Raw genomic sequence first — 12,518 nt, 5'->3', positions numbered from 1 at the left:
GCCGTCTTCCGCAGCACCGCTCGTTTACGTAGCGAAGAAAGCTTCATTGCGAAGTCGATTCCAGTCCACGGGCCGCCGTCGGCTCCGTCGTAGCAGTTGTGTCCCCAACCCAGCATCATGGTTGCGGCTGACGTGTCCTTCGATACCTTATGTCTTCATCCGCGAACTGTTCGTTACTGGTGCGAAATCAGTCGTGTGAACGTGATGAACGAACAATGCGTACGCACTCGGCGTCGAGACAGCCATGCGGTCGGCCAGGATCCGTCTACGATCGATTCCATGAGCACGGACCCCAGCTTCGCCGCAGCCGCCCCGGCAGCGCTGACCACCACGCAGGGTCGAACGATCATCGCCGACGCGGTCGTAGCCAAGATCGCAGGTATCGCCACGCGCGAGGTCGACGGTGTGTACGACGTCGGCGGCGGCACCGCGCGCGCCGTCGGTGCATTGCGCGACCGCATCCCAGGCGCCCGCGTCAACCACAGCCAAGGCGTCGCAGTCGAGGTGGGCGAGAAGCAGACAGCAATCGACATCGGCATCGTCGCCGAGTACGGCGTGGCGCTCCACGAACTCGCTGCAGCGATCCGCCGCAATGTCATCTCCGCCGTCGAAGGCATGACCGGGTTGGAGGTCACCGAAGTCGACATCACCGTCTACGACGTCATTCTGTTCGACGAGACGGTGCAGGCTACGTACTCGGGCGAGGGCGCCGACGTCCGACGCCGGATCCAATGACCGCCGACCTGGCCGATGTTGTCGCGGCGACGACGTTGACGGTGGCCGGAGTCGCAGCGATGCACGGCGGAGAGTTCGGGGAGATCGCGACGTATCTGCCTGGCCGAAAAGTCGTCGGAATCCGCATCGATTCGCAGCGGTGCGACATCCACATCAGTGCCGCGTACCCATCCGACGTCAACGGTGTCGCTCGCGGTGTTCGCCACGCCGTACAACCGCTCGTATCCGTTCCGGTCTCGGTGACCGTCGAAGACATCATCGATCCAGGGAGTACGTCATGACCTACACCTTCGTCGGATTACTCACCGGACTGCTGCTGGCCCTCGCTGGAATCATGGGTGGCTTCAGCGGTTTCGTTCTGGCCTTGTTTCTCGGTGCGGTCGGGCTGGCTCTCGGCGCCCACTTCGATGGCCGATTGGATCTGACGTCCCTGCTACGTAGCCGTGGCCGTGGGTGATGACCGAGGTCGATACCGGTGGCCCCGGCACGCTCGTCATCAAGGAGCGGGTCATATCGCGAGTCGCAGTCGCTGCGGCTCTGACGGTTCCGGATGTGGTTCGTCAGGTCGGCGGGATGACACGACTGACCGGACGTGATCTGCCCCGCGCCGATGTCACGGTCGGTGAGCATGCCGCGTCGGTCAATCTCTACATCGCGGTGCAGTGGCCGTCTCGAATTTCCGATGTCGCACACGAAGTCCACGACGAGGTCGCGCGCGTGCTGGCCGACATCGTCGGTCTACCCCTGCACCGCCTCAACGTCGTCGTCGCAGGGACATCGCCGAGAAGCGAGGTCCAGAGCACGGTCTCGGAGAACACGCACCCAGTTCTTCGACCGAGACCGCCTACCGCGAGTCCTGCGGCTCTCTTCACCGCAATCGTCCTGGCATTCGCACTACTCGGCGTAGCCTTCGTCGCCGGCCGTGAATTCCTGATCGTCCACGGCACCGTCGTCGGCGCTCCGTGGATCGACAATACCGTCGACTGGATCGCCGACTTACATTGGGCCACATGGATGATCACCGCTGCTGCCGGGATGATCGCGGTCGGACTGATTCTGGTGGTACTCGGACTCACACCTCGCACCAAGACCCATACAGGTGTCCGGTCGCCGAACTCACCGTCGCCCATGGTGTGGCTGCGCCCCACCGATGTAGCCCGAATGTGCAGCGATCACGCCGGCAGCGTTGCCGGTGCCGAATCGGTGCGAACGACGGTGACGAAGAAGAAGGTGACGGTCGAGGTGCGACGCGTCGCACGCGGCGACGACGCAATCCTGACCGAATCGGTGCGCGAAGCCGTTGCACCAGTGCTGGCGGTGCTCGCGGACACCAGGAAAGTGCGAGTCCGTCTACTGCATCCGTCCGGCGTCGGGGAGGCTCGGTCGTGAAGCGTGCGACGGCCGTCATGGACCGACTCCTCGTGGTGCTGCTCGGACTCGCACTCATCGGCGCTGGAGTCTTCGCTCTCGGGTGGTATTTCGACGTGCCGATCGCCATCCGTACCCTGTCGCGATTCGACCGCGACATCTTCGCGGGCTTCCCGGCCGAGAGCTGGTGGGAAACCGCTCTGGCCATCACTGCGGTGGTGTGCACGCTCGTTGCGATCGCCCTGCTGATCGGCAACCTGTCACCGCGCCGGACCGGAACGGTGCAGATCTCCTCCGACCACGCTCTCGCCGTCCGCGTCGATCTCGGAGCCCTCGCACGCGGGGTCGCGGCGGATCTTGCGGAGTTTCCCGACGTGGAGTCCGCACGTGGGCGTGCGATCGACGACCGCGGTACCGCGACACTCGCGGTCACCGTCCAGACGTCCCCCCACATCGACATCGACGCCCTCACCCGCCACGTCGAACAGAAGGCACAATTCGTGGCCGATTCGATGGAGGGTGGGGACGTCGCGCTCCGCGTCCAGGTCCATGTGGGTGCGGCTACGCCCCTCGCTCACAACCGCGGATCCACCGGCTCCGACTCCATCGCAAGCACGGCGAACACCGCCTGATGCACCCGCCACAGCGGCTCCCCGCGAACCGCTCGTTCGAGCGACTCGATGCCGAGGGCGTACTCTCTCAACGCCATCGACTGCTTGTGCGCGAGGTTCCGATCACGCAGCGCCGCCAGAGCGTCCGGTTCGGTGTAGTCCGGGCCGTAGATCAACCGTAGGTAGTCCCGGCCACGAACCTTGATGCCAGGCTGCACCTTTCCGGTCGGTCTGTTTGCGGCAGGCTTGACGACCATGCCCTCGCCACCGTCCGAGGTCAGGTCCTCCCACCACCGCGCACCGGCCGCGACCGAGTCCTCGGATGCCAGATCGACCACGATCCTGCGGGTCGCGGCGAACACGTCCGGACGTGTCTCGACCAAACGGTCCGCAACTCCGAGGTGCCACAGGTGCGGCCTGTCCACGTGCACTCCCGTGTCCGTGGCCAAGATCTGGAACGGAGCCAACGATACGCCGTCGAGACCCACCGTCGGCCACACGTAACTGCGGTAGGCGTCGGTGAACTTCGCGATACCGCTGCGCCGTCTACTGTTTCGCTCCTGCCGATCCGCTACCGACAGCCCTCGCGCGGCTGCGCGCGCCAACACCGAGTGCTCGGCTTCGAGGTCGGCCCGCGCAGCCGCGCCGACCGACGCGTACTGACTGCAAATCAAGCCCTCTGCCTTGGCGGACCACGGCATCAGCTCGCAGTCGACGATCACCCATCGAGCGTCGAGTTCCTCCCACAGGCCCGCCGTGGCAAAGCCCTCGTCGGCCGCAGCAACCAGCTCGCGGGTCAGATCGTCGTCGAACACCTGTCGACCGGTACGGGTGTAGGCGATGCCGTCACCACCACGGTGCAGGACGAGCACGACCCGCGAACCCATGTGCTTCTCCTCGCAGATCACCTCCGTCACCCCCACCCGTCGATAGGCGTCGAACGCCTCGGTCGGGTACTCGAGGTAGCCCTCCCGAGTCGACGATGGACACGGCGCCATCGTCGGCGGTAGATACCGCAGCCATTCGGGGGCGACTGCGAACCGGCTCATCACTTCGAGTGCACCCGCTGCATTCTCGGCGCGAATGCTGACGCGTCCACGAAGGGATGTCTCGACGCCCGTCGGTCCGAGGACATCGCTCAGGTCGAGCGAATTCTCTTCTCGCACGAACTGATTCAGCGGTTTCGCCGGCGCGTACCACTGCTTTTCGGCCGGAACGGACACGATGTCGCGTTCCGGGTACCGCATCGCCGTCAGCTTCCCGCCGAACACACAACCGGTGTCGAGACACATCGTGTTGTTCAGCCACTCGGCCTCCGGAACAGGAGTGTGACCGTACAGAACCATCGCCGAGCCGCGGTAGTCCTGCGCCCATGGGTATCGGACCGGCAGCCCGAACTCGTCGGTCTCGCCGGTGGTGTCACCGTAGAGCGCGAAACTACGAACCCTGCCCGACGCCCTGTTCTGGTACTTCTCGATCAGCCCGGCGTGTGCCACGACGAGCCTGCCGGAGTCGAGGACGAGGTGCGCGACGAGTCCGTCGCAGAATTCCAGGACTTCACGGCGGAACTCGTCGGTCTGCTCGGCAAGTTGCGCGAGGGTCTCGGCCAAACCGTGCGACACGTTGACCTTGCGGCCGCGCAAAGCCTGCACGAGCTTGTGTTCGTGATTGCCCGGAACAGCAAGTGCTTCACCGCTGCCGACCATCCCCATGACGAACCGCAGAACGCCCACAGAATCCGGTCCCCGGTCGACGAAGTCACCGAGGAACACCGCAGTACGGCCGCTCGGCGGAACTGCGCCGATTGAACGGCCCTCGCCGTCGAGCCGCACTCGATAGCCGAGCGTCGTCAGAAGCGTCGTCAATTCGCCTAGACACCCGTGGATATCACCGATGACGTCGAACGGGCCCTCCGTCGCCCCCATGTCACTGCGGAGTGGGGTCCGGACGAAGGTTGCCTCGCTCACCGCGTCGGTGCCGCCGAGAACGTGAACGGCACGGAAGCCTTCCTTCGACAGCCCTCGCATCGACCGCGTCAGCTGCTGGTGCTGCCGACGCAACACATCGCGTCCGAACGTTCGATCCTCGCGCGCGGCATTCCGCTGCGCGCACACCGATTCCGGCACATCCAGCACAACGGCTACCGGCAGCACGTCGTGCTCGCGAGCGAGCTTCACGAAGGCCTTCCGCGCGGCGGGTTGCACGTTGGTGGCGTCGACGACCGTCAACCGTCCCGCAGCGAGGCGTTTGGCGACGATGAATTCGAGCAGCTCGAATGCATCTTTCCTCGCGCTCTGCTGGTTGGGGTCGTCGCTGACGATGCCGCGACAGGTATCGCTGGACACCGTCTCGTACGGTCCGAAATGCTTTGCAGCAAAGGATGATTTGCCGGATCCACTGATTCCGACCAAGACCACGAGTGAGAGGTCCGGGAGTTCGTACTGCGTCATACCGCGTCCTCTCGTCTGGTGAACACTGCCATCTGGGTAGGTGCACCGTGTGTGTCGTCTACGAGACCCACGCTCGCGTAGCGAACGTCGTAGCCGCCGTCGTCTGCGGCGGCATTCGCCCAGTCCCGGAATTGCGCACGGGTGAATTCGAACCGGTGATCTGGGTGTCGGAAGGCGCCTGCGGCCAGGCCGTCGTACAACTGGTTGTATTCACTGTTGGGTGTTGTGACCACAACTGTCGCGGCTCGTGCTTCTCCGAATACCGAACGCTGCAGTGCCGCAAGCCGCTCCGGATCGACGTGTTCGATCACTTCCATCAGCACCATCGCGTCGAACCCCATGAGCCGCGAGTCACGGTAGGTGGCGGAGGACTGAAGGAGTTCGATCCGTGCCCGCTGCCGGTCCGGCAGATCAGCGAGGCGCAATCGGCGCTGTGCCGACTCCAGCGCACGTGCACTCACATCGACGCCGACGATCTTGTCGAAACCATTGTCCGCGAACAACTCTCGCAATAACCGGCCTTCCCCGCAACCGAGGTCGACGACGCTCGACGCGCCTGCGGCCTTCAACTCGGCCAGAACCGCCGTCGCACGCAGTTCACCGAGACTCGGATCTCGTGGTGCAGGTTCGCTCCGGTCCGCGTCCGGAACCAACCGGTCCACCACCCAGGCGACAAGCTCGCGCCGGTGCTTGAGGTACCGTTCGGTGATCAGCGTGATCTGTGGGTGTTCGGCAAGCCAATCCCCCGCTGCCCGAACGAGTTTGTCTGCTTCCTCCTCGCCCACCCAGTAGTGCTTGACGTCGTCGAGCACGGGCAGCAGGACATAGAGCTGCCTCAGTGCAGCCGACACCGTTGCTCGCCCGGTGAGTGTGAGGTCGAGGTAGATCGAGTCGCCCCAATCCGGGATCTGCTCGTCGAGCGCGATCGGTACAGCCTGCACGGTCCAGCCGAGCGGTCCGAACAATTCGGCGGCAAGTTCGCTTCCACCGCGACACGGCACCGACGGCAGGTTGATCGTCAGGTTCAGCGGACGCTCCGGCAGCTCGGGGCGGGCCGTACACACGCCGGACATAGCCTGCTTGAACACCCGTGACAGCGCCACCGCCAGCATCGACGCCCCAGCATACGGACGGTCGTTGACGTAGCGGCCGAGCGCGAATTCGCTCGACGAGTACTTCGGCTGGGTTCGTCCGAGCTGAACCGGGTCGACATCGAGAAGCAGTGCGACACAAGTTGATTCCCGTCCGGCTTCCGGGTACAGCACAGTCGCCGATCCGACCGACAGCCCGAAGGTCTGCACCTTGTCGGGATGCTTGTGCAACAGGTACCCGAGATCGGTGGAGTCCGTGAAATCGGTTGTCGCATCGGCGGTCAGAGTCATGAGCACCCCTACGACGTTACGGGACCGTCGGTTTGGGCGCGCGTGGTTTTATGGCGGCTCCGCCGCCAGTGGCACGGTTGAGTGTGCTGGGGTGCACTTAACCGAGCCACTGGGGGCGGAGCCCCCACCACGAAAAAGCGGCACCCACCCTCTCGGGTGAGTGCCGCTTCTCGTACAGCTGGGTGGAGCTAGATCACTTGATGATCTTCGTGACGCGACCGGCGCCGACGGTACGACCGCCTTCGCGGATTGCGAAACGCAGGCCCTCGTCCATGGCGACCGGCTGGATCAGCGTGACGGACATCTCGGTGTTGTCACCGGGCATGACCATCTCGGTGCCCTCGGGGAGGGTCACGACGCCCGTAACGTCCGTGGTACGGAAGTAGAACTGCGGGCGGTAGTTGTTGAAGAACGGCGTGTGGCGGCCGCCTTCGTCCTTGGACAGGATGTAAGCGTTGCCCTCGAACTCCGTGTGGGGAGTCGTGGTGCCCGGCTTGATGATGACCTGTCCACGCTCGACATCTTCACGCTTGATGCCACGAACGAGCAGACCGACGTTGTCGCCAGCCTGGCCCGAGTCGAGCAGCTTGCGGAACATCTCGATACCGGTGACCGTGGTCTTGGTCGAGCCGGGGCGGATGCCGACGATCTCGACCTCTTCGTTGACGTTGACCGAGCCGCGCTCGATACGTCCGGTCACAACCGTGCCACGACCGGTGATGGTGAAAACGTCCTCGACGGGCATGAGGAACGGCTTCTCCGTCTCACGGATCGGGTCCGGGATGGAATCGTCGACGGCCTGCATGAGCTCGACAACGCTCTCGGCCCACTTGGGATCGCCTTCGAGTGCCTTGAGTGCCGACACCTTGATGACCGGTGCGTCCTCGTCGAAGTCCTGCGCAGCGAGAAGCTCGCGGACCTCCATCTCGACGAGTTCGATGATCTCTTCGTCGTCGACCATGTCAGCCTTGTTGAGCGCAACGAGGATGTACGGCACGCCGACCTGCTTGGCGAGCAGCACGTGCTCACGCGTCTGCGGCATCGGGCCGTCCGTAGCTGCCACGACCAGGATTGCGCCGTCCATCTGAGCCGCGCCGGTGATCATGTTCTTGATGTAGTCGGCGTGACCGGGGGCATCGACGTGCGCGTAGTGACGCTTTTCCGTCTGGTACTCGACGTGGGAGATATTGATCGTGATACCACGAGCCTTCTCTTCCGGCGCCTTGTCGATCTCATCGAAGGCCGAGGCCTCGTTGAGGTCCGGGTACTTGTCGTGCAGAACCTTGGTGATTGCTGCAGTCAGCGTCGTCTTGCCGTGGTCAACGTGACCAATGGTCCCGATGTTGACGTGCGGCTTCGTCCGCTCGAACTTCGCCTTCGCCACTGTGTGTCCTCCTGGACTGTTGGTGCTTGCTTGATGCAGCAGTGCGGTTGTCTCGTACAGCTCTTGTGAACTGCATGGTCGTACGGTGTTTCAGATACAGCGTGTCCAGCGAGCAGAGAAATTATTCTCCGGTTGCCTTCGCGATGATTTCCTTCGCCACGTTCGCGGGAACCTCGGCGTAGGAATCGAACACCATGGAGTAGTTAGCACGGCCCTGAGTCTTCGACCGAAGGTCTCCGATGTAGCCGAACATCTCCGACAGCGGAACCAGTGCCTTGACGATACGGGCACCGCTGCGTTCCTCCATGGCCTGAATCTGACCACGGCGGGAGTTCAGGTCGCCGATGACCTCACCCATGTAATCCTCGGGCGTGATGACCTCGACGGCCATGACGGGTTCGAGAATGACGGGGCCGGCCTTGCGTGCGGCTTCCTTGAACGCTTGTGAGCCGGCGACCTTGAAGGCCATTTCCGACGAGTCGACGTCGTGGTACGCACCGTCGAGCAGTGTGACCTTGACGTTGACCAGGGGGTATCCGGCGAGAACGCCGTACTGCATGGCGTCCTGAGCTCCGGCGTCCACCGAAGGGATGTACTCCCTCGGCACACGACCGCCGCTGACCTTGTTCTCGAACTCGTAGGTAGCACCATCTTCGCCCTCGAAAGGCTCGAGCTTGATGATGACCTTCGCGAACTGGCCGGAGCCACCGGTCTGCTTCTTGTGCGTGTAGTCGTGCTTGTCGACCGTCTTGCGAATGGTCTCACGGTACGCAACCTGCGGCTTACCGACGTTGGCCTCGACCTTGAACTCGCGACGCATACGGTCGACGAGGATGTCGAGGTGCAGCTCGCCCATACCGCCGATGACGGTCTGGCCGGTGTCTTCGTCCAGCTTCACCGAGAAGGTGGGATCCTCTTCGGCGAGCTTCTGGATAGCTGTTCCCAGCTTCTCCTGGTCGGACTTGGTCTTCGGCTCGATCGACACCTGGATAACCGGGTCCGGGAAGCTCATGGACTCGAGGATGATCTGGTTCTGCGGATCGCAGAGCGTGTCACCCGTCGTGGTGTCCTTGAGCCCGATCACGGCGTAGATGTGACCGGCAGACGCGGTCGCGATCGCGTTCTCCTTGTTGGAGTGCATCTGGAAAAGCTTGCCCAGACGCTCCTTCTTGCCCTTGGTCGAGTTGATGACCTGAGCGCCGGAGTCGACCTTGCCCGAATACACGCGGACGTAGGTCAGCTTGCCGAAGAAGGGGTGCGTCGCAATCTTGAACGCAAGAGCCGCGAACGGCTCGTCTGCGGACGGCTTGCGAGTGATCTCCTTCTCCTCGTCGCCGACGGCGTGTCCGATGGTCTCGGCAACGTCGAGCGGGGACGGGAGGTAATCGATGACGGCGTCGAGCATGGGCTGAACGCCCTTGTTCTTGAACGCGGAGCCACAGAGGATCGGGTACAGCTCGCTGTTGACGGTCATCTTGCGGATGGCTGCCTTGATCTCGTCGATCGTGAGCTCTTCGCCTCCGAAGTGCTTCTCCAGAAGCGCCTCGTCGGATTCGGCCACGGTCTCGAGCAGCATGGTGCGGTACTCGTCTGCGCGCTCTTTGAGGTTTTCCGGGATCTCCTGGATCTCGTACTTCTCACCGAGCTTGGTCTCGCCGCTCCACACGAGCGCCTTCATCTGCACGAGGTCGATAACGCCCTCGAACTCGTTCTCTGCGCCGATCGGCAGCTGGATGACCAGCGGCTTGGCACCGAGACGATCGATGATGGTCTGCACGGTGTAGTAGAAGTCCGCGCCGAGCTTGTCCATCTTGTTGACGAAGCAGATACGCGGAACGTCGTACTTGTCGGCCTGACGCCACACCTGCTCCGACTGCGGCTCGACACCCTCTTTGCCGTCGAACACGGCAACGGCGCCATCGAGCACGCGAAGCGAACGCTCGACCTCGACCGTGAAGTCGACGTGGCCGGGCGTATCGATGATGTTGATCTGGTTGTCGTTCCAGAAGCACGTCGTGGCAGCAGAGGTGATCGTGATGCCACGCTCCTGCTCCTGCTCCATCCAGTCCATGGTGGCTGCGCCATCGTGAACCTCACCGATCTTGTACGAGATACCGGTGTAGAAGAGGATGCGTTCGGTAGTGGTGGTTTTACCAGCATCGATGTGGGCCATGATGCCGATGTTGCGGACCTTGTTGAGGTCGGTCAGCACGTCCTGTGCCACGGAATTCATCCCGCCTTGTAAGTCGAAGAAGTGGGACTGGTCCAGCTTTGATGGTGATCAGGCCGGTCCAGGTACTCGGTACAACGCCGAAAGGATACGGAAAGTTTCGCCGCATCCTTCCGGCCGTAAGTCACCAGCGGTAGTGCGCGAACGCCTTGTTGGCTTCCGCCATCTTGTGGGTGTCCTCGCGACGCTTCACAGCGGCACCGAGGCCGTTGCTGGCGTCGAGCAACTCGTTGGCCAGACGCTCGACCATGGTCTTCTCACGACGAGCACGCGAGAAGGTGACCAGCCAGCGCAATGCCAGCGTGGTGGAACGGCCGGGACGAACCTCGACGGGCACCTGGTAGGTGGCGCCACCGACGCGACGGCTGCGAACCTCGAGGGCCGGCTTGACGTTGTCGAGTGCACGCTTGAGCGTGACGACGGGGTCGGTGCCGGTCTTCTCGCGAGCCTGCTCGAGAGCCTGGTAGACGATGCGCTCGGCGGTCGACTTCTTGCCGTCGAGAAGGATCTTGTTGACGAGCTGCGTGACCAACGGGGATCCGTAGACCGGGTCGTTGATCAGCGGCCGCTTGGGTGCTGGGCCCTTGCGTGGCATATCAGCTCTTCTCCTTCTTGGCTCCGTAGCGGCTACGAGCCTGCTTGCGGTTCTTGACACCCTGGGTGTCGAGCGAGCCGCGAATGATCTTGTAACGCACACCCGGGAGGTCCTTCACACGACCACCGCGAACGAGCACCATGGAGTGCTCCTGCAGGTTGTGGCCCTCACCGGGGATGTAGGCGGTGACCTCTACCGAGCTGGTCAAGCGCACACGCGCGACCTTACGCAGAGCAGAGTTCGGCTTCTTCGGAGTGGTGGTGTACACGCGAGTGCACACACCACGGCGCTGGGGACTGCCCTTGAGGGCAGCGGTCTTCAGCTTCGCAACCTTGTCGGTGCGACCCTTGCGGACCAGCTGGTTGATAGTTGGCATGAACCGGCTTTCTTCGTGTCGAAAATCAGGGATCTAGCAGTTGGAGCAAGAGAACACTGCTCCTCACCCGGTACTGCTGCTGCTCCAGTACTTCTACCGCGGGTCTCTTGCACCCCGCGGTCGGGTGTGTCGCATACCCCCACACGGCAGCCGAAACGCACGCTCGAAACTGAACATGAGCACGGCTGTACCTCGCATAGGCACACAGACGGACCGGCCAGGCCGGACACGACCCATAACGATACCCGGCGGCGCGGCCTCGGGTCAAAACGGTATCGGTTGTGCTAGCGACTGAGGTTGATCGTCAGATCCATCAACGTCGTCGCCGCTTCGCACGGATCGGGGGACCCCGAACCGGGCAGATACTGCACCCACCACCCGACGACGCCCGAGTCCGGCGACCCTGCCGTCACCCCGCACGATCCAGGATCGTTCGGCGGCTGGGAGCGAATAGCCTTGCGGCCCTGCACTGTAATGTCCTCCACCGAGTACATCATCTGCTCGTTCGCGTCCCGTTCCGCATCGAGCGAACCGTTCTCGAACCAGTTGAAGGTCACCTTCACGATCCCGTTCGGGCCTGCCACGTCCCATCTGCAGATGGCCCCGAAGAAGCCGCGTTGAATGGCGTCGCCACCCACGGTTTCGGCTATACGGTCGTCGGCGACGGCGTCGCACTCGGTGAGCAGATCCGTGAACGCCGAGTCGGTACCACTGTCGAACGGCTGAGCGGTAGGAGTGCCTTGGACGGTGGTGCTGCAGCCGGCCAGGAACACGACACCGAGAGCAACGAACGCGCGTTTCATCGGGTTCGCTCGATGGTCAGTTCGGCGAGTTGCTGCGCAACGTCGCAGGGGTCGGCCGTCGGTGGTTGATCACCGTAAGTGACAGACCAATGCATGAAGTCCTTCCCGAACTCCACGCCCACCTCGCAGAGGTAGTTGTCGGTGGCCGCAGAGAAGCCCGGGTGTCCGTCGATCTCGATGTCGTCGGCGGGTCGGCCGATCAATTCCGAGCCCGAACGTTCCCGTCCGATGGGACTGCCCCGGTACCAGGAGAAGCTGACCGCCGGTCCGGCGAACCCGCTCACTTCCCACTCGCACCCGACGGAGTTGCGGGTGATCATCGTGAACGCCCCGACTGCGAAGGTACTGCGCACTTCTTCGTCGTCCACGGATCCGCATTGGCCGAAGAACGGGCCCGAGGCACCGGGATCCGCGGTGGTGGAACTTCGGCTGGACGACGGCTCGTCGCCGCCCCCGCACCCCGCGAGCAGGAGGCTGCAGGCCACCACTCCGAGAATCACTGGTGCGCGCATGTCCAGGACACTAATGGAGACCACCGACTCCGTCGTAGTGGCACGATTGGGTGCACGGGAATGCACTTAACC

Annotated in this window: 13 protein-coding genes; 5 read left to right on the top strand and 8 right to left on the bottom strand. The window is 63.3% G+C overall.

Annotated elements, in window-relative coordinates; genetic code table 11:
- Nucleotides 1-279 precede the first annotated feature (279 nt).
- From A2J03_RS28935 to A2J03_RS28915, 5 genes are read left to right on the top strand one after another with little or no spacing between them, the layout of a single operon-like run.
- On the top strand, nt 280-735 hold the full coding sequence (locus A2J03_RS28935) for an Asp23/Gls24 family envelope stress response protein (protein WP_068381530.1): 456 nt from the start codon (nt 280-282) through the stop codon (nt 733-735).
- Entirely contained in the window at nt 732-1,016 is a 285-nt protein-coding gene (locus A2J03_RS28930; protein WP_068381527.1) for a hypothetical protein, read from the top strand. Before A2J03_RS28935 ends, A2J03_RS28930 begins: the two co-directional genes overlap by 4 nt.
- Nucleotides 1,013-1,192 (top strand): DUF2273 domain-containing protein, encoded by a 180-nt coding sequence (locus tag A2J03_RS28925; protein ID WP_068381524.1) that lies wholly within the window; start codon nt 1,013-1,015, stop codon nt 1,190-1,192. The genes A2J03_RS28930 and A2J03_RS28925 overlap by 4 nt, the downstream gene beginning before the upstream one ends.
- Nucleotides 1,192-2,124, top strand: a complete 933-nt coding sequence (locus A2J03_RS28920) for an Asp23/Gls24 family envelope stress response protein (RefSeq protein ID WP_068381521.1) — start codon at nt 1,192-1,194, stop codon at nt 2,122-2,124. Before A2J03_RS28925 ends, A2J03_RS28920 begins: the two co-directional genes overlap by 1 nt.
- The gene (locus tag A2J03_RS28915; RefSeq protein WP_231912761.1) at nt 2,121-2,735 is read left to right on the top strand and encodes an alkaline shock response membrane anchor protein AmaP; all 615 of its coding nucleotides are present in this window, start codon (nt 2,121-2,123) and stop codon (nt 2,733-2,735) included. The genes A2J03_RS28920 and A2J03_RS28915 overlap by 4 nt, the downstream gene beginning before the upstream one ends.
- On the opposite strand, the gene A2J03_RS28910 is transcribed toward A2J03_RS28915, so the two are convergent.
- The 8 genes from A2J03_RS28910 to A2J03_RS28875 all read right to left on the bottom strand — a co-directional run bounded on the left by A2J03_RS28910 (nt 2,678) and on the right by A2J03_RS28875 (nt 12,446).
- The gene (locus tag A2J03_RS28910) at nt 2,678-5,164 is read right to left on the bottom strand and encodes a polynucleotide kinase-phosphatase (protein WP_068381518.1); all 2,487 of its coding nucleotides are present in this window, start codon (nt 5,162-5,164) and stop codon (nt 2,678-2,680) included. The two genes, A2J03_RS28915 and A2J03_RS28910, sit on opposite strands and share 58 nt — an antisense overlap.
- On the bottom strand, nt 5,161-6,546 hold the full coding sequence (locus tag A2J03_RS28905) for a 3' terminal RNA ribose 2'-O-methyltransferase Hen1 (protein WP_068381516.1): 1,386 nt from the start codon (nt 6,544-6,546) through the stop codon (nt 5,161-5,163). Before A2J03_RS28905 ends, A2J03_RS28910 begins: the two co-directional genes overlap by 4 nt.
- Before the next feature lie 193 nt (nt 6,547-6,739).
- Complete coding sequence (gene tuf, locus A2J03_RS28900) at nt 6,740-7,930, bottom strand: elongation factor Tu (RefSeq protein ID WP_068381514.1); 1,191 nt, start codon at nt 7,928-7,930, stop codon at nt 6,740-6,742.
- Between the two features lie 121 nt (nt 7,931-8,051).
- On the bottom strand, nt 8,052-10,154 hold the full coding sequence (fusA, locus tag A2J03_RS28895; protein WP_068381533.1) for an elongation factor G: 2,103 nt from the start codon (nt 10,152-10,154) through the stop codon (nt 8,052-8,054).
- A 130-nt stretch (nt 10,155-10,284) separates the two neighbouring features.
- On the bottom strand, nt 10,285-10,755 hold the full coding sequence (gene rpsG, locus A2J03_RS28890) for a 30S ribosomal protein S7 (RefSeq protein WP_003941856.1): 471 nt from the start codon (nt 10,753-10,755) through the stop codon (nt 10,285-10,287).
- 1 nt (nt 10,756) lies between these two features.
- Nucleotides 10,757-11,131 carry a 30S ribosomal protein S12 gene (gene rpsL, locus A2J03_RS28885; RefSeq protein ID WP_008714048.1) on the bottom strand — a complete coding sequence of 125 codons (375 nt, stop codon included), beginning with the start codon at nt 11,129-11,131 and terminating at the stop codon, nt 10,757-10,759.
- Between the two features lie 284 nt (nt 11,132-11,415).
- Nucleotides 11,416-11,934, bottom strand: coding sequence for a DUF3558 domain-containing protein (locus A2J03_RS28880; protein ID WP_068381511.1), 519 nt, complete (start codon nt 11,932-11,934; stop codon nt 11,416-11,418).
- The gene (locus A2J03_RS28875; protein WP_068381509.1) at nt 11,931-12,446 is read right to left on the bottom strand and encodes a DUF3558 domain-containing protein; all 516 of its coding nucleotides are present in this window, start codon (nt 12,444-12,446) and stop codon (nt 11,931-11,933) included. The genes A2J03_RS28880 and A2J03_RS28875 overlap by 4 nt, the downstream gene beginning before the upstream one ends.
- Nucleotides 12,447-12,518: the final 72 nt, after the last annotated feature.

It is taken from the genome of Rhodococcus sp. EPR-157 (genome assembly GCF_001647195.1).
In the GTDB taxonomy this organism is placed as follows: Bacteria; Actinomycetota; Actinomycetes; order Mycobacteriales; family Mycobacteriaceae; genus Rhodococcoides.
Note: the sequence above shows the minus strand (reverse complement) of the source record. Positions and strands in the feature narration are given on the sequence as shown.